22 protein-coding genes are annotated in these 24924 nt (G+C 29.2%); 2 read left to right on the top strand and 20 right to left on the bottom strand.

The window, feature by feature from the left end:
* Positions 1–81 precede the first annotated feature (81 nt).
* The 6 genes from ACQPUY_RS05130 to hemW form a co-directional block, all read right to left on the bottom strand.
* Positions 82–1632: a nitrite/sulfite reductase gene (locus tag ACQPUY_RS05130; protein ID WP_430839924.1), complete on the bottom strand. Its 1551-nt coding sequence runs from the start codon at positions 1630–1632 to the stop codon at positions 82–84.
* A gap of 185 nt (positions 1633–1817) precedes the next feature.
* A complete protein-coding gene (gene dnaJ / locus ACQPUY_RS05125) occupies positions 1818–2948 on the bottom strand; it encodes a molecular chaperone DnaJ (protein WP_430839922.1) in 1131 nt (376 codons plus the stop codon).
* Between the two features lie 90 nt (positions 2949–3038).
* Entirely contained in the window at positions 3039–4907 is a 1869-nt protein-coding gene (gene dnaK / locus ACQPUY_RS05120) for a molecular chaperone DnaK (protein WP_430839920.1), read from the bottom strand.
* 61 nt (positions 4908–4968) lie between these two features.
* On the bottom strand, positions 4969–5607 hold the full coding sequence (grpE, locus tag ACQPUY_RS05115) for a nucleotide exchange factor GrpE (RefSeq protein WP_430840254.1): 639 nt from the start codon (positions 5605–5607) through the stop codon (positions 4969–4971).
* Positions 5608–5633: 26 nt separating this feature from the next.
* Positions 5634–6665 carry a heat-inducible transcriptional repressor HrcA gene (hrcA, locus tag ACQPUY_RS05110; protein WP_430839918.1) on the bottom strand — a complete coding sequence of 344 codons (1032 nt, stop codon included), beginning with the start codon at positions 6663–6665 and terminating at the stop codon, positions 5634–5636.
* Between the two features lie 184 nt (positions 6666–6849).
* Entirely contained in the window at positions 6850–7986 is a 1137-nt protein-coding gene (gene hemW, locus ACQPUY_RS05105) for a radical SAM family heme chaperone HemW (RefSeq protein WP_430839916.1), read from the bottom strand.
* A gap of 130 nt (positions 7987–8116) precedes the next feature.
* Here hemW and ACQPUY_RS05100 point away from each other — a divergent pair, with 130 nt between their 5' ends.
* On the top strand, positions 8117–9025 hold the full coding sequence (locus tag ACQPUY_RS05100) for a patatin-like phospholipase family protein (RefSeq protein WP_430839914.1): 909 nt from the start codon (positions 8117–8119) through the stop codon (positions 9023–9025).
* 151 nt (positions 9026–9176) lie between these two features.
* Here the strand turns inward: ACQPUY_RS05100 and lepA are convergent, their stop codons facing one another.
* The 4 genes from lepA to gpr form a co-directional block, all read right to left on the bottom strand.
* A complete protein-coding gene (lepA, locus tag ACQPUY_RS05095) occupies positions 9177–10985 on the bottom strand; it encodes a translation elongation factor 4 (RefSeq protein WP_430839913.1) in 1809 nt (602 codons plus the stop codon).
* Between the two features lie 120 nt (positions 10986–11105).
* Positions 11106–11543 (bottom strand): hypothetical protein, encoded by a 438-nt coding sequence (locus tag ACQPUY_RS05090; RefSeq protein ID WP_430839911.1) that lies wholly within the window; start codon positions 11541–11543, stop codon positions 11106–11108.
* Between the two features lie 64 nt (positions 11544–11607).
* Positions 11608–12720, bottom strand: coding sequence for a stage II sporulation protein P (locus tag ACQPUY_RS05085; protein WP_430839909.1), 1113 nt, complete (start codon positions 12718–12720; stop codon positions 11608–11610).
* Positions 12721–12791: 71 nt separating this feature from the next.
* A complete protein-coding gene (gpr, locus tag ACQPUY_RS05080; protein ID WP_430839907.1) occupies positions 12792–13766 on the bottom strand; it encodes a GPR endopeptidase in 975 nt (324 codons plus the stop codon).
* Between the two features lie 176 nt (positions 13767–13942).
* Here gpr and rpsT point away from each other — a divergent pair, with 176 nt between their 5' ends.
* Positions 13943–14206 (top strand): 30S ribosomal protein S20, encoded by a 264-nt coding sequence (gene rpsT, locus ACQPUY_RS05075; protein ID WP_430839906.1) that lies wholly within the window; start codon positions 13943–13945, stop codon positions 14204–14206.
* Between the two features lie 129 nt (positions 14207–14335).
* Here the strand turns inward: rpsT and holA are convergent, their stop codons facing one another.
* From holA to ACQPUY_RS05025, 10 genes are all read right to left on the bottom strand, one after another.
* Positions 14336–15367, bottom strand: a complete 1032-nt coding sequence (holA, locus tag ACQPUY_RS05070) for a DNA polymerase III subunit delta (protein ID WP_430839904.1) — start codon at positions 15365–15367, stop codon at positions 14336–14338.
* 15 nt (positions 15368–15382) lie between these two features.
* Complete coding sequence (locus ACQPUY_RS05065; RefSeq protein ID WP_430839902.1) at positions 15383–17068, bottom strand: ComEC/Rec2 family competence protein; 1686 nt, start codon at positions 17066–17068, stop codon at positions 15383–15385.
* Between the two features lie 186 nt (positions 17069–17254).
* Positions 17255–17611: a stage V sporulation protein AE gene (gene spoVAE / locus ACQPUY_RS05060; RefSeq protein ID WP_430839901.1), complete on the bottom strand. Its 357-nt coding sequence runs from the start codon at positions 17609–17611 to the stop codon at positions 17255–17257.
* Between the two features lie 16 nt (positions 17612–17627).
* Complete coding sequence (gene spoVAD, locus ACQPUY_RS05055) at positions 17628–18656, bottom strand: stage V sporulation protein AD (protein WP_430839899.1); 1029 nt, start codon at positions 18654–18656, stop codon at positions 17628–17630.
* Between the two features lie 15 nt (positions 18657–18671).
* A complete protein-coding gene (gene spoVAC, locus ACQPUY_RS05050; protein ID WP_430839897.1) occupies positions 18672–19142 on the bottom strand; it encodes a stage V sporulation protein AC in 471 nt (156 codons plus the stop codon).
* Between the two features lie 116 nt (positions 19143–19258).
* On the bottom strand, positions 19259–20014 hold the full coding sequence (gene sigF / locus ACQPUY_RS05045) for an RNA polymerase sporulation sigma factor SigF (protein WP_430839895.1): 756 nt from the start codon (positions 20012–20014) through the stop codon (positions 19259–19261).
* Between the two features lie 9 nt (positions 20015–20023).
* Positions 20024–20455, bottom strand: coding sequence for an anti-sigma F factor (gene spoIIAB, locus ACQPUY_RS05040; protein WP_430839893.1), 432 nt, complete (start codon positions 20453–20455; stop codon positions 20024–20026).
* A 13-nt stretch (positions 20456–20468) separates the two neighbouring features.
* Positions 20469–20804 carry an anti-sigma F factor antagonist gene (gene spoIIAA / locus ACQPUY_RS05035; protein WP_430839891.1) on the bottom strand — a complete coding sequence of 112 codons (336 nt, stop codon included), beginning with the start codon at positions 20802–20804 and terminating at the stop codon, positions 20469–20471.
* A 186-nt stretch (positions 20805–20990) separates the two neighbouring features.
* The gene (locus ACQPUY_RS05030) at positions 20991–23294 is read right to left on the bottom strand and encodes an AAA family ATPase (protein WP_430839889.1); all 2304 of its coding nucleotides are present in this window, start codon (positions 23292–23294) and stop codon (positions 20991–20993) included.
* A gap of 377 nt (positions 23295–23671) precedes the next feature.
* A complete protein-coding gene (locus tag ACQPUY_RS05025; protein WP_430839887.1) occupies positions 23672–24844 on the bottom strand; it encodes an FprA family A-type flavoprotein in 1173 nt (390 codons plus the stop codon).
* Positions 24845–24924 lie beyond the last annotated feature (80 nt).

The following is a 24924-nucleotide window of genomic DNA, read 5'->3' as shown; positions in this document are numbered from 1 at the left end:
ATATACCTAATAACTATTATTCGTAAATATTATTTATTCTCAAATATAATTGTTTTAACTTAGGATAATATATGTAATGGTTTATACTTCGTATTTCTTAACTAATTCTCTAAATTCATCTTCTTTTGTAGTTAAATAATTATTAAACTCTAAATTACTAGCCTCTACTTTCTTTGCTAGTTCAAGTAAAAATTCAGGTATAATTGCTGCTGGAAGGTCTCCACAAGCTACACCAAGCTTAGTATCTCCTACACCATAAGCTCCTCCAACAAATAAAGTAAAGCATTCATCTACTTTATCTAAAACTCTCTTTTTCTTTCCTGTAAACCCTATAGAACCTATTTGATGAACTCCACAAGAGTTTTGGCAACCTGAAAAATGCATTGTAGGTAAAACATCTAATCTATAATTATTTTCCTTAAAATAATCCATAACCGCATTTAAAGTTCCTTGGCTATTACATAAACCTATTTGACAAATTGGAATTCCTATGCAAGATACACTTTGTTCAAATTTAGTCTTAGCACTCATTTCTTCAGTTAAATCTAGTAATTTTTTAGCTTCAATTCCATTTAAGTTTCTAAAATAGATTCCTTCAGACATAGCTAATCTAATTTCCACATCTTCAAATTTACTTATTAAATCTAAAATCGATTTTAAATCCTTAGTTAATAATTGTCCTCCAATCGGATGTAAGTAAACACTGTATAATCCCTTTTGTTTTTGTTTAAATAATCTTGGATTCTCTATTTCAATTTCTATTCCTTCTTTATTATAAACCTTAGGCTCTACAGTTATTTCTAAGTTTTCTTTTTCCTTTACTTCATTTACATGTTTTCTATAACAATCTAAGAAGTCTTTTTCTCCCATTCTATCTAATATATATCTTACACGTGCTTTATTTTTATTTTCATAATCACCTTCAGCCATAAACATTCTAACCATGCCTTCAACATAGTATAAAATTTCTTTTGGCTCAATTAAATCTTGATATTTAACAGCCATCTTAGGATTTTGTCCTAATCCACCACCTAAATAAACTTCAAAATATTCTTTTCCATCTTTATTTACTGCTACAAATCCTAAGTCTTGAACTGTACAATGTGCTGCATCTTCTTTTCCATTAGAGACAGATACTTTAAGCTTTCTTGGTAACTTATATGTGTAAATTCTTTCTAAAAAGTAATTACCTATAGCTTTTGCATATGGAGTAACATCAAATTCTTCATTAGGATCTACTCCTGATAATGGAGACATAGCCACATTTCTTGGATAGTTTCCGCCAGCACCTCTAGTATATATATCATTATCTAAAGCTTCTTTCATTAGATCACAAATTTCATCTATATTTAATCCATGTAACTGAATGGCTTGGCGAGTTGTGAAATGAATCTTATCTAATCCATATTTTTCAGCAAAACCATATACTTTTAACATTTCATCTACTTTAGTTATACCTGATGGAATTCTAAGCCTTATCATGAATTCCTTGCCACCTCTATGCGCATATACTCCAAATCCACCTGATGCATGTTTAAATTGCATTAAATTTAACTCACCATTAGCAAATTTATGCCCTACTTCTCTAAAATCCTCAATTTCTCCATATAGAACTTCCTTTAATTTATCCATTATTTCCACCTCTTCATAACTTTAATGTTACTGTAAATTATAACACTAAAGAAAGTTTTTTTCTTATTGAATATTCTTATGATAATAATAAGATTTTCTTATTATTAAGCTTGTTTCAGCATATATCTTAGTCTATGCATATTTATATTTTTTATAAAAAAAAGAATTAGCTAAGCTAATCCTTTCTATTTAAATAAATCTTTTAAACCTTTTTTATGAGATGTTCCTTCTCCAACTTTTTCTCCACACGCTTCCATAAATGCTTTTAATGCATCCTTTTGCTTTTCATTTAAGTTCTTAGGAATATCTACTATTACTTTAACATATTGATCTCCTCTACCAGATGAGTTTACTCTAGGTACTCCTTTTCCCTTTAATCTAAATAGTGTACCTGATTGAGTTCCTGCAGGAATTGTGTACTTTACATCTCCATCTACTGTAGCAACAGTTATTTCTGTTCCTAAAGCAGCATTACCCATAGATATATGAGTGTCGATGTATATATCATTTCCTTTTCTTACAAACTTCTTTGAAGGAGCCACATTAATTTTTACGTATAAATCTCCTGGTGGGCCATCATTAGTGCCATGATTTCCTTGGCCCCTTAAAGGCATAACATTTCCTGTATCTACCCCAGCTGGAATATTAACTGTAATTTTTCTTGTCTTTCTAACATGACCTCTTCCATGACATGTAGTACATGGTTCTTCAATAATTGTACCAGTACCATGACAAGTATCACAAGTTGAAGTGCTTACAAAACTTCCAAGCGGAGTTTGTCTTTGAACTCTTACTTGACCTTGACCATTACATGTTGGACATGTCTTTTTTGAAGTACCAGCTTTAGCACCTGTTCCTTTACAAGATTCACAAGATTCGCTTCTATCTATTGATAGTTCCTTTTCAACTCCAAAAACTGCTTCTTCAAATGTTAAATTAATTGTATATTCTAAATCAGAACCTCTTTGAGGGCCATTTCTTCTTCTTCCGCTGCCACCGCCGCCTCCAAAGAAGCTTTCAAATATATCTCCAAAGCCGCCCATATCTGAAAAATCAAAGCCACCAAATCCACCTGCACCAAATCCACTACCATCGAAATCAGCTGTTCCATACCTATCATATCTTTCTTTTTTCTCTGGATCTGAAAGCACTTGATAAGCTTCATTTATTTCTTTAAATTTATTTTCAGCTTCCTTATCTCCTTGATTCTTGTCAGGATGATATTTTATAGCAAGCTTTCTAAAGGCTTTTTTGATTTCTTCATCTGAAGCTCCTTTTTCAAGCCCAAGGGCTGCATAATAGTCCTTATTTGCCATCTATTTTCACCACCATTTTCAACTTCATAAAAGGGAAGACGACTTTTGCCTTCCCTCCTATATTATATATATCTCATTAATAAGTTACAACTATTTGTCGTCTTTAACTTCGAAATCTGCATCTACTACATTATCATCATGTGAAGCGTTTCCTGCTCCGCCCATATTGTTTGGATCAAAGCCTGCTCCGCCCATGTTATTTGGATCAAAACCTTCAGCTCCACCAGCTGCTTGATACATTTTTGAAGATAATGCATAGAATTCCTTATTTAATTCTTCCATTGCATTTTTAATAGCTTCTACATCTTCGCCATCTTTAACTTTATTTAATTCATCTAATTTAGCTTGAACTGTAGCCTTTTCATCAGCAGATACCTTATCTCCTAATTCTTCTAAAGCCTTAGCTGTTTGATAAGAAGCTTGGTCTGCATTATTCTTAACTTCTATTTTTTCTTTTCTCTTCTTATCTTCTTCAGCAAATTTTTCTGCTTCTTTTACTGCCTTTTCAACTTCTTCATCACTTAAGTTAGTTGATGCTGTAATAGTAATATTTGCTTCTTTATTAGTTGCCTTATCTAAAGCTGATACTTTAACTAATCCGTTAGCATCTATATCAAATGTAACTTCGATTTGCGGAATTCCTCTTGGTGCTGGAGCTATTCCAGATAGAGTAAATCTTCCTAATGTCTTATTATCGGCAGCCATTTGTCTTTCACCTTGAACTACATGAATTTCAACTGATGTTTGACCATCTGCTGCAGTTGAGAATGTTTGACTCTTCTTAGTAGGAATTGTAGTATTTCTTTCAATAAGTGGTGTAGCAACTCCACCTAATGTTTCAATTCCTAAAGTTAATGGTGTAACGTCTAATAATAATACGTCTTTAACATCTCCAGTTAATACACCTGCTTGAATTGCTGCTCCAACTGCAACACATTCATCTGGGTTAACTCCCTTTGAAGGTTCTTTTCCAGTAAAGTTCTTAACCGCATCTACTACTGCTGGAATTCTTGTAGATCCACCAACTAATATTACTTTATCTATATCACTTAATGAAAGTCCTGCATCTGATAATGCTTTTTTCATTGGTTCTATTGATCTTTGAACTAAGTCATGAGTAATTTCATTGAATTTAGCTCTAGTTAAGTTCATATCTATATGCTTTGGACCTGTTGCATCAGCTGTTATAAATGGTAAGTTTATGTTAGTTTGCATTGATGAAGATAATTCAATCTTTGCTTTTTCAGCAGCTTCTTTTAATCTTTGAAGTGCCATCTTATCATTTCTTAAATCTATTCCATTTTCAGCTTTAAATGACTCTGCAATAAAGTCCATAATTCTTTGGTCAAAGTCATCTCCACCAAGCTTAGTATCTCCATTTGTTGATAAAACTTCGAATACACCATCACCAAGTTCTAGGATAGATACATCAAATGTACCACCACCTAAGTCATAAACGAATATTTTTTGGTTAGTATCCATTTTATCTAATCCATATGCTAATGCAGCTGCTGTTGGTTCGTTTATGATTCTTAAAACTTCTAACCCTGCAATTCTACCAGCATCTTTAGTTGCTTGTCTTTCAGAGTCATTAAAGTATGCAGGAACTGTTATAACTGCTTGAGTTACACTTTCTCCTAAATAGCTTTCAGCATCTGCTTTAATTTTTTGAAGTATCATTGCTGATATTTCTTGTGGTGAATGATCTTTACCATCTATATTAACTTTATAATTTGTTCCCATATGTCTCTTAATAGAGATTACTGTTTTATCTGGATTAGTAATTGCTTGTCTTTTAGCTATTTGTCCTACTAATCTTTCACCATTTGCTTGGAATGAAACTACTGATGGAGTTGTTCTAGCACCTTCTGAGTTACTAATAACAACTGGTTCCCCACCTTCCATAACAGCTACACATGAGTTAGTTGTTCCTAAATCAATTCCTATTATTTTTCCCATAATATATTTCCTCCTAAAAACTATATCTTATATATTAAAGTTTAGTTAATATGTCTTAATATTAATTAGCTACCTTTACTACGCTATATCTAATTACCTTATCTCCTCTTTTATATCCCTTTTGGAATACTTCCGCTACTGAATTAGCTCCAAGATTCTCATCTTCAATATGCATTACTGCTTGATGATAATTTGGATCAAATTCTCCAGTTGCGTCTATTTCTTCAACTCCTAATTTTTCGAAAGAAGCTTTGAATCCTTTAATAGTCATTTCTATTCCTTTTTTAATATCTTCAACACTTCCCTCAACAGAAATTGCTCTTTCTAAATTATCTAGCACAGGAATCATTTCCTTTAACACATCTGTACATGCATCTGTGTATATTCCTTCTTTTTCTTTAGCTGTTCTTTTTCTATAATTATCATATTCTGCTGTTAATCTAAGTAGTCTTTCTTTTAAAGCCTCTAATTCGTTGTTTAGCTTCTTATTTTCATCCTTTAACTTACGCATAATATCTAATTCATTTTCCTTATCATTATTTTCAAAAGCTATATCTTCTGAAGAGTCCTCTGCCATATTATTTGAAGAGCTATCTGTTTCTGATTCAACATTAGAGTTTACTTCTTCATTGTTATCAACTTTATTATCAGCCTCATTAGTATTCTCTAAGTTTTCTTGATCGTCTATTCTCTCCTTCATATCTTCCACAAAAACACCTCATCTCTTTATTCTATAATTTGATTTCTTAAGCTTTTATTAAGCTCTTTCATAACTTGATTCATAATTGCAACAACCTTAGAATAATTAATTCTCTTTGGTCCAATTAATCCAATTTTTCCTATTGGCCTGCCATCTACAGAATACTCTGCTGATATAATAGAACAGTCCTTTGCTTCAGGGAAGAAATTCTCTTCTCCTATTCTAATAGTTATATCATTTCCTGGTTCAATTAACTCTAGCAAATTATCTTTATCATTAATTAAAGATAAAATTTCTTTTGCTTTTTCAATGTTGTTATATTCAGGATAATTAAAAATATTAGTTGCCCCTTCAATAAATACTTCTGTATTATTAGATTCCTTTAAGGTTTCATATAAAGCAGGAAGTAATCCATTGAAAACTTCATCAAACCCAGCTAATTCATGCTTTAGGTTGTTTATTACTTCCAAGTTAATTTCTTCAATAGTTAAATTTCTTAGTCTTAAATTTAAGACCTTGTTTATCATTTGGATAGTTTCAGGCTTTGGCATATTATTTACTCTTATTCTATGATTCTTAATAACTCCACTGTCTGCTACTATTACAGAAACCAAATTATGACTATCTATCGGAAGTAATTGAATGGATTTTATATAACTACTTCTTACAGAGGGTGTTTGTACTATAGTTGTTAAATTTGTAAGCTCTGACAATAATGAACAAGCCTGCTTTACTATTTTATCAACTTCATACATTGCTGAATTAATTATATATTCCTTTATTTTTAATTCCTCGTCCTTACTGAGCCTTCCTGTTTCCATTAGTTTATCTACATATAATCTATATCCCTTATTGGAAGGTACTCTTCCGGCAGAAGTATGAGGTTGTTCTAAATAACCCATTTCTTCTAAATCAGCCATTTCATTTCTAATTGTAGCTGATCCAACCCCTAAGTCATATCTTTTAGCTATTGTCCTTGAGCCTACTGGCTCTCCTGTCATGATATAGTCATTAATGATAGCCTGAAGTATTTTTATTTTTCTTTCATCAATAGCCATTATATCACCTCTACCTGTTAGCACTCAATATCATCGAGTGCTAATGACTACAATATCAATATATTCCTTATTGACTTTTTTGTCAATTTGATTAGAGCATAAAATAAATAATCTCATTTAAATTTATAAAATTATCCTTTAATTTCTTTGTTTTTCTAATATTTTCTCTTTTTTTCTATCATGGTTAAGTTAGTATGAAATCACTCATAACAGAATTTGATAACTCTATGCCCTTTTCAGTTAACCTCAAATTATAATTATCTAAAAGAAGTAGTTTATTATTAATATTTTTATCAATTACCCCTTTATATATACTTTCAATATTTACTCCAAACCTTTTATTAAACTCATTAATATTAATACCTTCTATCATTCTTAATCCCATAAAAACAAATTCTTCCATACTATCTTCTAATGTATTTATAGTAATATCTTCTATTATGTCTTCGCCTGAATTTATTTTATCTATATAAGCTTTTACATTTTCTATGTTTTTTATCCTTTTACCATCTATAAATGATGTGGAAGCAGAGCCAATTCCTAAGTAATCATCATTCTTCCAATAAACTTTATTATGATAACATTCAAATCCTACCTTTGCATAATTAGATATTTCATATTGATGATAACCATGACTCTTTAATACATTTTTAGTTATTGAATACATCTCTCTCTCTTCTTCCTCTGAAGGTAATATTAATTTATTTCTTTCCCAAAGCTTATAAAATGCTGTTCCTTCTTCAATTATTAAGCTATAAGCAGAAATATGTTCTGGATTTAACCTTGCAACAACCTCGAGTGATTCTTTCCATTCATCTAATCTTTGATTAGGAAGTCCAAACATTAAATCTATATTGATGTTTTTAAACCCCACTTCTCTTGCTAAGTTAAAATTTTCTTCAAATTGTTTAAAACTATGAATTCTTCCTATATCTTTAAGCAATGAATTTTGAACAGCTTGAAGTCCCATACTAATTCTATTTACTCCTCCATCTAGCATTGCTTTAAGTTTTTCTTCTTCTAAAGCTCCAGGATTGCATTCCATAGTAAACTCCATATCTTCACTTAAGTTAAGCTTATTTATAGACTTTAACATTTTAACAATTTCTTTAGTTTCTAAATAAGATGGTGTACCACCGCCAATAAATATACTTTTTATTTTATATTTACTAGCCTTTATCTCTATTTCTTTACATAAAGCATCTACATAATTTTCTCTTAAATAGTCAATAGATGCATATGAGGGAAAATCACAATAAAAACACTTTTGCTTACAAAAAGGTATATGTATATAAAGAGATAGCTCTTTTTTCTTTTCCATTTTATCAACTCTTTCTATAATAATTTATTCTTATCCTTATTATACAAAAAGAAAATAAAATAAAAAGCATAATCCAATCTTTTGAATATATTAATAAGAGCAATGATTAAATTTGTTAGGAGTATTTAATTTGAAAAAATTTAGAATTCTTTCCTTTGATGGAGGTGGGATAAAAGGTTCCTTAAGTATTGAGATATTAATTAGAGTTCTTGATAATTTCCCAAACCTTTTAAATGAAGTTGATCTTTTTGCAGGAACATCAACAGGAGCTATAATTGCATCTTTTCTTGCTAAAGGAATTCCATTAAAAGAGTTAAATTACTTATATACTACTAAAATTGCAAAAGAAATCTTCTCTCCTTCTAGATTTAATTTAATAAGACCTAAATTTAATAATAAAGCTTTAAAAGAATTAATTAATAATTATTTTGAAGATGACTTTAAAATTTCAAATTTTAAAAAGTTTATCTTTATTCCTTCATTTTATTTAGGTGATAAAGAAAAGAAGTCTTGGGAACCTGTATTTTTTAATAATTTATCTATAAATTCAACTAGTAATTTTATTGCTGGTGATGCTATTTTAGCTAGCTCTGCTGCCCCTACATACTTTCCATCTCATAAAAATTATATAGATGGAGGGGTAATAGCTAACTCTCCTACTGCAATTTCAATTTTATCATCATTATCTTCATTTCCTAAATACAATATAGATGATATTGTACTTTTATCTATAGGAACTGGAAATAGTCCCGAAAAAATAATAGGGAAAACTGAAAATTGGGGAATATTACAATGGTCTTTTCATCCTTTTTCTAAAATGAAATCTCCATTATTAGCGCTATTAATGGATGGAATGTCTGATTTAGAAGATATGTATTGCAAAGAATTTTTAAAGAATAATTATTTTAGAATAAATCCTAGGGTACCTAAATTTATAGAATTAGATAATTATAAATTTATTCCTTACTTAAGAGCTATAGGAAATACTTGTGATTTATCAGAACTTTATAGGTTTATAGAAACTATATATTTAAAATAATGAATATGTAACAAATTTTCCATTATAAGTATATAATAAACTATATTAACATCTCAAGTTAATATAAACTAATAATATTACCACCTTACTCTTATAGTTATCTAACAAAAAGGCTAAATCCAAATTGATTTAGCCTTTTTGTTAGATTAATTTATTTATCTACTTTTAATACTGCCATAAATGCTTCTTGAGGAATTTCAACTGATCCTACCTGTCTCATTCTCTTCTTTCCTTCTTTTTGCTTTTCTAACAGCTTTTTCTTTCTGGATATATCTCCACCATAACATTTTGCAAGAACATCTTTTCTCATTGCTTTAACTGTTTCTCTTGCTATTATCTTTGATCCTACAGCCGCTTGAATTGGAACTTCAAACATTTGTCTTGGAATTATTTCTTTAAGTTTTTCGGCTATTCCTCTTCCTTTTTCATAAGCTTTTTCTCTAGGAACTATCATAGATAAAGCATCTACAACATCTCCATTTAACATAATATCAAGCTTAACTAACTCAGTTTGTGTATATCCTTTAAACTCATAATCTAATGATGCATATCCTCTAGTTCTAGACTTTAATGTATCAAAGAAGTCATATACTATTTCATTTAATGGAATATCATAATTTATTGAAACTCTTGTTTCTTCTAAATATTGCATATCAATGAAAGTTCCTCTTCTCTCTTGACATAATTCCATTACAGCACCTACATAATCAGAAGGAGCTATTATACTTGCTTTAACTATTGGTTCCTCCATATACTCTATTTCAGTTGCTTCTGGAAGATTAGTTGGATTTGTAAGTTCTATAACATCCCCATTAGTTTTTATTACCTTATAAATAACTGATGGTGCAGTTGTAATAATATCTAAATTGAATTCTCTTTCTATTCTTTCTTGAATTATTTCCATATGTAATAATCCTAAGAATCCACATCTAAATCCAAAACCTAAAGCTATTGATGTTTCTGGTTCAAAGCTTAATGCAGCGTCATTAATTTGAAGCTTTTCTAATGCATCTTTAAGTTCTTGATATTTTGCTCCATCTACTGGATAAATACCTGAATAAACCATTGGAACAGCAGGTTTATATCCCGGTAAAGCCTCAGCTGTTGGCCTTTCAGCTTCAGTAATGGTATCACCCACTCTTGCATCTCTAACATTTTTTATTGAAGCTGCAATATATCCAACATCTCCCGCTCTTAATTCGTTAATTGGTAATGCCTTAGGGATAAATACTCCAACTTCAGTTACTTCACAAACTTTATTTGTTGCCATTAATTTAATTTTTGTTCCTGGCTTTACTACTCCATCTAAAATTCTTACATAAGATACAACACCCTTATAACTATCATAATAAGAGTCAAAGATTAATGCCTTAAGAGGTGCATCTTCATCTCCTGTAGGTGCTGGAATCTTTTCAACTACAGTTTCTAAAACATCCGCAATATTTAAACCAGTTTTAGCAGAAATCATAGGTGCATCTTCTGCTTCTATTCCTATAATATCTTCAATTTCTTGTTTAACTTCATCAGGTCTTGCAGATTGTAAATCAACCTTATTGATAACAGGCGCAATTTCCAAATCATTATTTAATGCTAAGTAGCAGTTTGCTAAAGTTTGTGCTTGAACACCTTGAGTGGCATCTACTACTAATATTGCTCCTTCACATGCAGCTAGGCTTCTTGAAACCTCATATGTAAAATCTACGTGTCCTGGAGTATCTATTAAATTTAATATATATTCTTCTCCATCAGGTCTTCTATAAACAAGTCTTGCTGCTTGTGATTTTATAGTTATTCCTCTTTCTCTTTCGATTTCCATATTATCAAGGATTTGCTCTTCCATTTCCCTTTGAGTAAGAGTTCCTGTGGCTTCTAATAATCTATCAGCTAGGGTTGACTTCCCATGATCTATATGGGCTACTATAGAAAAATTTCTAATACGTTCTTGTCTATTACTACTCATATATAAAACTATTATGCAACTAGGCTAATAGTCACTTCACCCCCATTTTAAATTTCAAGGTAAATTATATCACAAAGTCTAGGTTAGATGTCAATATAAATGTGAAGTTGTTAATAAGTGTTACTCATCATTATTATTTTCTTCTAAAAAATCATTTATAATTTTGTCTAAATCTTCACTATTATTATTATCCTCAGTATTATTTGTTTTTCCATTAAAATTATTTATTATACTATTAAAACCATTATATATAAATCCTCCAAGATTATAAAACTTTTCAGTAATTTTATTGTTAAAATTAATTATAAGCTCTCTATCAAAAACTTTAACCATCATATTTTCATTATTATCATTAGGAGTATAAATTTTCACTTCGGCATCATCCCTTATAAACTCTTCAAAGTCTTTTCCGAATTCTTCCCTAACTAACTCATAATTGTCTTCACCATTACCAATTGGTGATAAAGCCTTAGTATTTATTACATTTATTTGAATAAATCCTAAAACTATTATTATTAAAAATATTATTGTTCCAACTACTACTCTTTTATTTATCAAAAAAGCACCCCCTAGTATTTTACTATCTAAAGGATGCTCACAAAAACTAATTTTTATTCATATTTTATCTATTTAAGTGTTCAGCTAGTATTCTTGCAATATACTTTGCTGTTAATTTAGCCTCTTGAGCTGTATTAACATTTGCGCCTACTTCAATTAGTATAAAGTTATCACTTAAGCTATAATTAATAGATGTTGCTGCTATCTCATATTCATAAGTATCTCTTATTATTCCAGGGAATAATGTATTAGCAGTATTATATAACTCATCTACTAAAGCCTTATTTGCAGCATATCTCGTACTATTTTGTCCAGTAACGAACATCATTTTGGCTAAGTTTTGATCATTTATATTAACAGTATAAATACTCTTTAACTGATCAGCTCTAGCACTATCTACACCATCTCTATGTAGATCTATTATTATCTTAAAATCACCATACTCATTTAAATATTTTTTTAAAGTCTCATTTGATCTTGCATAGCTATCATTATAAGATACACTATGATTTGTTTTATCATGAATAACAGATATTCCATATCCTTCTTCAAGTTCTTTAGATAATACATCCCCAACTCCAACTACATTAAAATCACTTTCCATAGTATCTTGACCTGCTTCAGCATAGTTTTCTGTAGTGTGTGTATGGAATATAAGTACTTCAGGCTTTGTATTATCTATTGTCTTTTTTAAACTTGGATCGTATGCTTCACTAACTTTATTCAATTCTGCAATTTCTTCATCAGTCATTTTAGCTATACTTTCATTTTTTAGTGAAAAAGGTGTTAATTTCTTTATAGATGAAGTTATTGATGAGTTTCCAAGAATATTACTAAATAATCCTATCTCTTTACCTACTATGTTATAAGCATTTATTCCATTAACTCCCAATGCCTCAAAAACTACATTTTTTAAAGAAAGATTATTATCTGCATAGGCTCCTTCATCATATACTTGTGTTTTAACTACCGGCATAGAAAAGTTAAGCATTTGAACATATGCATAACCTCCTCTTTCATTGTAACTATTTATTACATTTATTGATCTTATTATAAATAAGATAAAAGCTACTATAATAATTAAATAGCCAACACTAAAATTAGTATTACTAGGCCCTACCTTTCCACTTTTATTTATTCTTTGCTTACTAGGTAAACCTTGTCTCAATGAATACATGAAACTCCCCCTTCCTCTAATAAATATATTGAGAGAGTTACATAATTATTAATAAATTTAAAAAATATTTTTTAATTCATAAATTTATTTATATCTTCCATATCAAGGTTAGGTTGTATTGCCATATTAATTCCGTTTGCTATAATTTTAGCTAATGACTCAATTACAGCATCTACATCTTTTGGAGTAACCATTAAATCTCCTACAAAGGGATCTAATACTTCTTTAATTAGCTGATTTTTTTCAGCTCTATCTACTGATTTTAGCATATTATAAAATTCTTTTCCCTTTTCAGCTTTGCTTATAAGTCCATCTAGAACTAAATCTATAGTATCATTTGCTATAGTGGCAGCATGAACTACTGTTGGAACTCCAATTGCAACTACCTTAACTCCTAGAGATTCTTCATTTATTTTCATTCTATGATTACCAACACCTGCTCCTGGTGAAATACCAGTATCACTTATTTGTATAGTGCTATTCACCCTTTCTAACTTTCTAGAGCCTAGGGCATCAATACAAATAACTAAATCTGGCTTAATTCTATCTACAAGAGATTTTATAATTTCCCCAGTTTCTATTCCTGTTATTCCTAAAACTCCAGGGGATATACAGCAAACAGGTCTTACAGAATCATCAATTGCATCGGGCATAACTTGTTTTAAATGTCTTGTTACCATAATTTTTTCTGTTACCTTTGGTCCAAGAGAATCAGGGGTAACATTCCAGTTTCCAAGTCCTACAACTAATGCAGTTTTTTCTTCTGGCATATTTACCAATCTACTTAAAACATTATCAACAACCTTTGAAACTTTATCCATAGATTCTCCATCGTAATGAGTAAATTCTGGGAAATCTATAGTGATATAATTTCCTTTTGGTTTTCCAAGTTCCCTACCAGCCTCATCGCTTTCAATAGTTACTGTAGTTATCTTTATATCTCCCTCTTTCTCTTCATCTACAATAACTCCATCAAGCTCTCTTTTATTTTCTTTTGTATACATATCTCTTGCTTCAATTGCCAAATCCGTTCTTACATTAATCATAAAAATACCTCCAAAAAAACTATTATCTATTCTATTTTTCCTTAATGTCGTAATTTAATACTTGAACTTATAAACTTTCAATGATATAATCTAGTATGTTAAAAACGAACTCGAACGCAGATTTCCCCAAAACTGCAAAGAGACCCTAATAAAATTATTAAGGGGGTGAATTTAGAATGGCAAATATTAAATCAGCAAAAAAGAGAATAAAGGTTACTGAAACTAAAACTGCTCAAAACAGAATGATCAAATCAGCTTTAAAAACTGTTGTAAAGAAGTTTGAAGTAGCTGTTGCTGCAAACAACGTAGAAGAAGCTAAAGTTCTTTTTCCTAAGGCTGTTAAAGCTTTAGACATGGCTGCTCAAAAAGGAGTATGTCACAAGAACATGGTAGCTAGAAAGAAATCAAGATTAGCTGCAAAGTTAAACGCTATGGCGTAATCAAATAAGAAGCCGATCCATTGGATCGGCTATTATTTTGCTATTTAGTCACTATGAAAACTCCTAAAGGAGTTTTTTTTTCATTAATTTTTCCTTTTAAATTCTCAATTTTTTGTTATGATATCTCTTTTACTTAACCATAAATATGTTAAATATCATAAGTTCCATCTCCATATTTTTGTCTACACCAGTGGTTTTTATCTTATTTTCGGTTTCTAAACAAATTTCCATTAGTCTTTGAAGTTGTTTAACAGAAAATTTGCTACACTGATTAATAAGCTTTTCACAAACAAAGGTTGGAAGCTTAAACTTATTAGAAATATCATTTACCCTTGCTCCATTTTGAACAGAAATTTTAATTTCATAAAGTCTCTTAAAATTATTTTCTATATTAGAAATAATAAGCATATGTTGATCGCTTTTTGATAATAATTCATAAAGCAAATCTAATGCTTTTTCAGCTTTTTTTTGTGATATAAAATCAACCAAATCAAAAATATCATCTTCACTAGAATTTGCTATTAATTTATCTATATCATTCTTAGTTACTCCCCTATTACCCGTGTAAGAAATAAGCTTATCAGCTTCTCTTCTAATAATATCAAAATTATTTTGTACTTTTTCAGCAAAATATCTTAATTCAATTTTTCCTATTTCTTTTCCCTTTTCTTTAAATACTTCTTCTACTTTTTTATAATATCTATCTTTTTTTAATTTATCAAAATGTACAACTTTAGAAACCTTATCTAAAGCTCTTACTTTATTGCTTTTCTTTGGAGTATCTCTTTTATCATTAAATAAATAATACATAATAAGGACAGTATATGGAGGCAAATCTTTTAGATATTTTAAAATTTCATTATATGTTTTAGTTCCAGCTGAATCTGTTTTATCCTTTAAAAAGCTTGCTCTATAAACTACTACTACTTTTTTATCTCCCATAAAAGGCATTGTTTCACAAGCATTCATAATATCATCAAAAGTTGTAGTTAATCCATCTAATCTTATATAATTTAAGTCTAATAAAGATTTATCAACAGTGCTATTAACTACTAAACTTATACCTTCTTTAATTAGTTCTTCATCTAATCCGCAAAAAATATAAGAATTATCAATCTTACCTTTTTTCACTTCACCTTCTAGTACATCAAAATCTATCAAAGCAATCTACCTTTCTTAATTAAATACTAAAACCTGATCTTTATATAAAATAATTTTTATATAATTACTATATTTGCAGTCTATTATATCATAATTATAATCTATTTTCCCTCTAGAAAGCTTTATTAAATGATTCTTATCCTTATTTTTTATTAATATATCCTTGTTGCTTTTTTCTATTTCTACGCCATATTTTATCTTTATTTTATTAAAATCTTTATATTCATTATTTGATAATGTAATAACCTTATATTTTTCTAGATCTACTCCTTCTTTTAATGCAAATATATTTCTATCACCTTTATAACTAACTGATATTATTCCATCTTTATAATATTCTAATTTTGGTAGAGGACTATAAATATTAATATAAATATACATTAAAATTACAATAGGAAAATACACAATATTTTTATACCCTTTTTTATAAAAATAAATTGTAAATATAACAACAATATAACTTATTGCAATTATCTCATTTAAATATAAAATACTCGGCAAAACACTCAGTAATTTTTCTGAAAGTATATCTAAAGATAAGGTAGCATAGTAAGCAATAAATGATAAATAATTAAATATAAATTTTATTTTAAATGTTAATGCTAAAAGATTACCTAAGATTACAACTCCATTCATTAAAGGCATTAAAATTAGATTACCTGCAAGAAAACCTAATGAAAATTCTCTAAAATATAAAACTAAAAATGGAAATGTAAATACTTGAGATGCTAAGCTTATTGCTACTCCTTCCCTAATTGCTTTAGGAAGCTTATAGAAAACTTTATTAAATTTCTTATTAAATAAAATAATTCCAAGAGTAGATAAAAAACTTAATTGAAATCCTACTTCGAAGATACTATAGGGTTTATATAAAATAAGTATTATTCCTGCTAAAGATAACCCAGCCAAAGGATTATAATTTCTTCTTAATGGCACTGCTAAGCTTAAACTTAAAAGCATAATATAAGATCTAATTGTTGATATTGCAGCACCTGTAAAAATTACATATATAACTGCTACTATTGGAGCTATGTTTCGTCCAAAAATCTTTTTTAATATGGTGTAGACTAAAACCATATGAAGTCCAGATACAGAAACAGCATGCAATACCCCTAAATTTTTCATGGTGGTCTCATCTTCTCTATCTAAAAATTCAGTATAGCCAAAGGACATAGATGTAATTAGTGCAGCTCTTCTACTTCCTAGCTTTTCACTAACTGCATTAAAAATATTTTCTCTAATCCTATAAATTTTCCCTTTAATATCTAAATTTAATTTGTCAAAATCATTTATTTCTATCTCTCCAATAATGCCTTTTTCTATATTTATATCTTTATTTAATTCAACACTAGCTATTATTCTATCACCTAAACTTAAATCATTTAAATTTCCAGATAAGTAAGCCTTCCTACCTTTTATCTCTCCGACTCCCCCGTAACTATTAAGTGATATTATCCTTATTTCTTCAACATTTTTTAGGCCTATATTATAATAGTAAATATTATTTATTATAGGTATTAAAAAGAAAATTGATAATATAATAAATAAATCTATTTTCTTATATAAAATAAAGAAAATAAAAAAACAGATAACAAGGATTATTGATAGCCATTTATCTTTATAATAAAGTAAAAATATACAACTCGATAATATAAAAACTATAAATATATAAAGTAATATGTTTGTTTTTTCTTTAATCATAAAATGGTAACACCTCACCTTAAAGTATTACCATTTTTATATAATTAAGTCTTATGAAATAAAAAAGATATCATAGGACCTAATATATACTTAATATCCACTTTATTATAAAGGAAACTCACTACTCACTTCGTTCGTAGGAGTAAGTTCAGCTAACTAAATCAAAGATTTAGAGCTTCACTTAACTTAGGATTTTGTCTTTGGATTAAATATTAATGCCATAATATATCCAAAGAATATTGCTGCTGTTATTCCTGCAGCTGTTCCTGTTATTCCACCTGTAAAAGCTCCTATTAATCCCTTTTCTTCCACTGCTTTTATAGCTCCTTTAGCTAATGAATTTCCGAAACCAGGTAAAGGAACACTTGCTCCTGCACCTCCTATAGCTACTAATTTATCATATATTCCAAAAGCACCTAATGCAACTCCCGCAGTCACAAAAATCACCAATATTCTAGCAGGAGTTAACTTAGTTGTATCCATAAGCACTTGACCTATAACACATATAAAACCACCTACTATAAAAGCGTTAACATATTGCATAACGACCTTCTCCTTCCTATTGCTTAAATTCAATTGCAACTGCATGTGCAATTCCTGGAATACTTTCTCCTTGTAAAGATGACGTAGTACTCATTAGTGCTCCTGTTGAAACTAGCAACATATTTTTAACTTCTTTTCTGATCATCTTTTTATAGAAATATCCTGATGATACAACTGCAGAACATCCACATCCACTTCCACCTGAATCTGTTTTTTGAATTGTATCATCGTATATCATGTCTCCACAGTCAAAATAATTTTCTCTAATGTCATAACCATATTCTAAAAGTAATTTACTTATTATTTCTTTTCCCACTTTTCCCAAATCTCCAGTTACTATAGCATCATAATAACTTGGATCTCTTCCTGTATCTTTAAAATGTATTGATATTGTATCTACAGCTGCTGGAGCCATAGCAGCTCCCATATTATTTGGATCTTTTATTCCATAATCTTTAACTACACCAGTTGTTATATGAGTAACTTCTGGAAAATCCCCTTCTTTTGCAAGTACCATAGCACCCGCTCCAGTAACTGTCCATTGGGCTAAAGGACTTCTTTGAGCTCCATATTCTAATGGAAATCTAAACTGTCTTTCTGCAGAACTAAAGTGTGATGAAGTTGCTGCAACTACATAATTTGCAAATCCTCCATCTAACATCATAGATGCAACACTCAATGATTCAGACATAGTAGAACAAGCGCCATATAATCCAAAGAAAGGTATGTTTAATTTTCTTGCTGCAAAAGAAGATGATCCTAATTGATTTAAAAGATCTCCTGCAAATAAATAATCTATATCATCTTCTGTTAAATTAGCACGATTTATTGCTGATGTAATTGCTGTATATAACATTTCACTTTCAGCTTTTTCAAAACTTTCTTTTCCAAATAAATCATCATTTAAAATTTCATCAAAATAATTTCCTAATGGTCCTTCGCCTTCTTTTGGTCCAACAATTGAATAAGTTGCTACAATTTTAGGAGGATGAACAAGCTTTACAGTTTGTTTTCCTATCTTTTTTATTTTTGTATTGTTACTCATAACTACTCACCTTTCTTAAGTTAATAGTTGTATTATATAATAAATAATTCCTACAATTACTGAACTTCCTATTCCATATACTAATACCGGTCCTGCTATAGTAAACATTTTGGCTGCTACTCCAAATATAAAACCTTCTTTTTTAAACTCTATAGCTGGAGCAACTATAGCATTAGAGAATCCTGTTATTGGAACCACTGTACCTGCCCCAGCATAAGATGCAATTTTATCATATATTCCAACTCCAGTTAATAACGCTCCTAAAAACACCATAATTATAGGAAGTAACATCTTAACATCTTCCTCAGGAAATCCATATTTCAATAATAGCTCTTGAAATATTTGCCCTATAGTGCAAATGGCTCCTCCAACCAAAAAAGCCCTTGAACAGTTTCTAACAATTTTCGGCTTTGGATTTGTCTGATCTGTGATGGTTTTAAACTTTTGAAATAATTGTTGCTCACTAGGTAATTTCTTATTAGGCATAATATTACTCCTTTCTATAATTGTATAGTTTTATTATTCCACTTACTTTAAATATAACACTGGAATTTTTTATACGAAAAAAAAGCCTCAAATTTAAAGGCTTTTTAAATAAACATTTATTCCTGCAGCTTTTCTCTCATTAATCCTAATACCTTTTTCTCTATTCTAGAAACCTGAACTTGGCTAATTCCAAGCATCTTTGCAACTTGCACCTGAGTCTGATCTTTAAAATATCTAAGCATTATTATTTGCCTTGATTTACTATCTAAGCTGCGTAATGCTTCCTTAAGTGCAATTTTGTTTATCATATCACTGTCATCTTCTCCCTTTTCACTTAATTTATCAATTAGCAAAACTGGAGCCCCATCATCTTGGTGAATAGTATCATAGAGATATTGCATATTTACTGAAGATTCTATAGCAAATAAAATTTCTTCTTTCTCTATACCTGAATATTCAGATAATTCTTCAATTGTTGGATCTCTATTTAATTTTTTAGTTAGTTCTTCTCTATCAAAATGAAGCTTTCTCGCTAAACTTTTAACATTTCTACTAACCTTTATCATCCCATCATCTCTAATGAATCTTTTTATTTCTCCTATTATCATAGGAACTGCATAAGTAGAGAACTTTACATTAAATTTTTCATCAAAGTTATTTATAGCCTTGACTAAGCCAATAGATCCTATTTGAAATATATCTTCATAATCATACCCTCTATTTAGAAATTTTTTACTAATGGATGATACAAGAGGTAAATTCATTTCAATAACTTTGTTCATGGCATCTTGATTACCTGCTTTGGCTAGAGGTATTAATTGTGAATTTTCTTCGTAATTGTACACCTCTTTTCTTACACTTCCATTTTCCATCTACTTCACCTAACTTACTGTATTAAATTTCTTCTTCATAACAACTTTTGTACCTTTTCCACATTCACTACTAACTTCTAAACTATCCATAAAGGTTTCCATAACAGTAAATCCCATTCCAGACCTCTCAAGTTCAGGCTTAGAAGTATATAATGGTTCCATCGCTTGTTTAATATCTTTAATTCCTTTACCATTATCTTCAATAATTATAGTTATTTCATCTCCACTGATACTTGCCTCTATTTTGATTATGCCCTCTTTTTTATTTTCATAACCATGAATTATAGAATTTGTTACAGCTTCTGATACAGCAGTTTTTACATCTGTTAACTCTTCAACCGTTGGGTCTAATTGAGATACAAAAGCAGCTACTGCAACTCTTGCAAAACCCTCATTTTGGGATTTACTCATTAATTCAATACTAATTTTATTATCTACCATTTTAAACCCTCCACTAAATATTCACTATGGCTTCATCTATATCTCTATAAACATCTATTATCTTATACATACCAGAGATTTCAAAAACTTTATTTACTGTTCTATTTATTTCAGCCACACATAACTTTCCACTTCTATTTTGCATTTTTTTATATCTTCCAATTACAACTCCAATTCCTGAACTGTCCATAAAAGTTACACCACTAAAATTTAATATAACTTTTTTTATGTTATCTCTATCAATCCTATCATCGATCTTAACTCTAACCTCTTCGGCACTATGATGATCAAGCTCTCCCATTAAATTTATAATTAGCTTATCACCTTTTTTATCAAACTTTAGATACATACAATCTACTCTAACGCTATTTGCCTTAGAGTCGCCACCTCCTCCACAGCCTTAATAATTTCCTTCTTTTTCCATAATTTTAACATATTAGTTTATTCATAGTCAAACATATTTATGAATTTTAAATTAAAATAATAAATAAAAAAGAATTAATATGGAACATCATACTAATTCTTTGATAATTAACTATTTATTTTCTTTTTTATTTTTATACTTTTTTAATTCTTCATTTAATGATATATAGAAATCCTCTATACTTTCATTATCTTTTAAAATTAAAGTTTCTATTGCATCTTCTAAAGTATCCATAACATATATATGAAAGTCTCCATCTTCAATTGCTTTCTCTACTTCCGGCATTAATATTAATTCATCTTTATTTGAAGAAGGTATTAATACTCCCTTATCCTTATAGCTTTCTAAAAATTCACAAACTCTAAAAAATCCCTCTATTTTTTCATTTACTCCACCAATCGCTTGAACTTCCCCTAATTGATTTATAGATCCAGTTACAGAGATATTTTGATTTATAGGCCTCTTGGTTAAAGCTGATAACATACATATTGTTTCTGCAACAGACGCACTATCCCCATCAATCATTCCATAAGATTGCTCAAAGCTTAAATAAAAATCTACTGGAATATCTTCATAAGGTCCTAATATATTACCTAATAACCCCCTTAAAATATTTATAGATTTTTCATGAATTTTCCCACTTAATCTACTTTCTTTATGGATATCAACTATTTTTCCATTTCCTTTCTGAGTAACACAAGTTATCCTAACTGGCTTACCAAAGGAATGATATCCAGTATCTAAAACAGATAAACCGTTAACTACACCAACCCTACTCCCTTTTACAGAAATCAGTATTTTATTCTCTTCATACAGCTTATCATATTCTTCCTCAATTCTCTCCTTAGAATAAGCAATTTTTCTTATATCTTCACCATCAATAAGCAAAGCTCTTCTTTTTTTAGCATTATCATTTGCTAAAATAATTATTTTATCTATCTCTACTGTATCTACATTTATCTTTGTCTTTCTACTAGCGCTTCTTGATAGATATTTTATAACTTCATTTCTTCCTTCTTTTGTAATTGGCATTAAATTATTATCTTTTATCTTACTATCAATAGACTTATTAACATAGTTAGTGACATTTGCATTAGCCTCAACTATAGGATAGAATTCAGCTCTTAATGAAAATAGTCTTCCAAAATCTTCATCAAAATTATATAATGTATCATAAGTTTCCATATCACCTATTAATATTACCTTAACATTTATAGGTATTGGTTGTGGCTTAAGGGGGTTAATAGATATTATATCTAAATATGACTTTGAAGCATCGTAAGTTATCTTATTTGTCATTAAAGCCTTTTTCAAATGATAATAAGAGTATCCATTACTTATTAATGCATTCATCCGTATTATTAAGCAACCTCCATTAGCCTTTAATAAAGAACCTGAATTGATTAAATCTATATCTGTAGTATAAACACCATTATGATTCTCATATTCTAAAAAGCCAAGTAAATTATTAACACTTGGATCTTCTTCATATATTATTGGTGGATTATGAAGCATACTATTATCCACTAATAAATGTATCTCAAACTTATTAATAACCTCATATAATTTTTCTTCATCCTCATCTATATCCATGCTATAACATTCTATAATCTCTTTTTCCAGCAAAATAAATAACCTTTCTAAATATTCATAGGAATTATCATCATCTATAAACTGAAATAATATTTCATCTTTTAAATCTTCCATTTCCTTTGTTAAAAAATCACTATATATTTCTTTTAACTTTGTTATGGATTTTACTTCAATTTCTTTAATCTTTCCTAATATTACTTCTGCCTTTTTCTTTAATACCGTAGCCTTTGCTACTATTACTTCTTTCTTCTCTCTTTCTAAATTGTCATATTCTCTTTCACTAATTACTTTTCCATTTATTAGAGGTATAAATGCAAAGCCTTTATTAGTAACTTTTACTTCAAAATTTTCTTTTTTAGCCATTTCCATCAATTCGCTTACATAAGAGTTCCTCTTATTTTGTATTTCTTCAATTAATTCATCTTTTTCATCTTCTGTAGAAGAATTATAAAATTCTTCTACTAAGTCTATATAATTATTTCTTACTTCTTGAACTGCATCTTTTAACTTTTTGCCATTACCATTAGACACAAATAAAACTTCTGGTTTTTTATAATCTTCTAATACTATATAGCAAATATCTTTTGGAGGTTCTAAATACTTGTACTGCTCCCTTATATAAGCTTGAAGTTTCATTAGTTTTTCTTTAGAAAATGAATCTATTAAATAAATATTATAGCCCTCTTTTTTAATATCAAGAGCTCTTCCTATTTTTTCATACTCTCCATCTATTTCAGGTATCATTGTTACACTACCTTCTAGTCTACTTTCTTTAAAGTTAAAATTAAATTTTACTTCTTGTGAAGTCAACTCTTTTTTCATAATCTTCCTACCCTCAAATTGCTTTTGCAAATTTTAGAAGCAGTTCCCCCCCTTTGATAGTTATTTATTATATAGATATTCTTTTAATAGCTGTTTAGGGAATAAAATTTGAAAATAAATTATTTTATATAAATACATTTTATTATATGAGTATTATAATTAACTAATGACAGTCTAAAAAAAGTAAAAGGTTGTTGAGAAACCATATAAAAATAGCTTCTTAACAACCTTCTTATTCTTTAGGAAATTATAAATATGTTACCCTATGAATAACATTTTATAATTTCCTTCCTTCAGCTTTGAAGTGTAACTATTAATTTTGTGATGACTTGGAGAATAGCGACGGAATAAGCAAAATTAATAGTTACACTTTTTTATTACATTAATTCTATAAATTTATTTACTGCTTCCTCTGCATTTTTATAATCTTCTTCTGAAGGGACAAAACAGAAAGATAAACCTGGCTCTACAGTTTTAAGTTTTAAATCCTTAAGTCTAGCTGTAAGCATCTTTACACCTTCTCCGCTCCAGCCAAATGAACCAAAAGCTAACGCTGCTTTTCCTCTATTAACGATAGGGCTAACTAGAGATAATAAATCCCAAGATGGCTTAACTGCATCTTGATTTATTGTAGGAGATCCAATCATAAATCCCTTAGCTTTTTCTATTTTTGCTATACTCTCCTCTAATGGAATTGAAGTTATTTCTGTAATATCAGCCTTATATCCTTTAGCTTCAACTTTTTCTTTAAGGAATTTAGCCATATCTTCTGTATTTCCATAAGCTGAAATATAGAAGATTTCTACCTTTTTATCATCTATTTTTTCTTCTGTTGCCCATTCTCTATAAAGATTTAGTATCTTATCAATATTTTCAACGTGTACAGGGCCATGACTTGTGGCAATACATTCAATGTCTAAGTCTTTGATTTTATCTAGTCCCATTAATACAAATCTCTTAAATGGTCCCATAATACAATCAAAATAATACTTCATTTCAACAAAGTAATCTTCGTTTAAACTTGAGGTAATACCACCTTCAGGACAATAGTGTGATCCAGTAAAATCACATGTAAATAATAATTTTCTTTCTTTTACATAAGTGAACATTGTATCAGGCCAATGTAAATTTGGTGCTGTAATGAATTTAAGAGTAGTTTCTCCAAGATTTATTTCTTCTCTAGCTTCAACATATTCAAACTCTCTATTTAAAATGTTTTTTAAATAAGTTATAGCTGCTTTTGTTCCAACTATCTTTGCTTCTGGATAATCTGAAATTAATTTAATTAGAGAGCCACTATGATCTAATTCAGTATGCTGAACTATAATATAATCGACTTTTTTATCTCCAATAACAGATTCTAAATTTTTTTTAAATTCATCATAAAATCCAGTTTTTACAGTATCAACTACTGCAACCTTCTCATCATTAATTACATAGGAGTTATAGGTTGTTCCTTTTTTTGTTTCCATTATTATATCAAACACTTTTAATTTAGGGTCTTTAACTCCAACCCAATAGATATTTTCCTTTAATTTTTCCTGTAACATTTCCCTGCCTCCAATTTTAATCTAGTAGTTCATTTCCTCAGTAATATTTTACCATGAAATTACTAGTCAAACAAATATAA

The sequence above is a fragment of the Clostridium nigeriense genome (genome assembly GCF_050585245.1).
Lineage (GTDB): Bacteria > Bacillota > Clostridia > Clostridiales > Clostridiaceae > Clostridium > Clostridium nigeriense_A.
The sequence above is the reverse complement of the archived record's forward strand: the minus strand, read 5'-3'. Positions and strand labels throughout refer to the sequence as shown.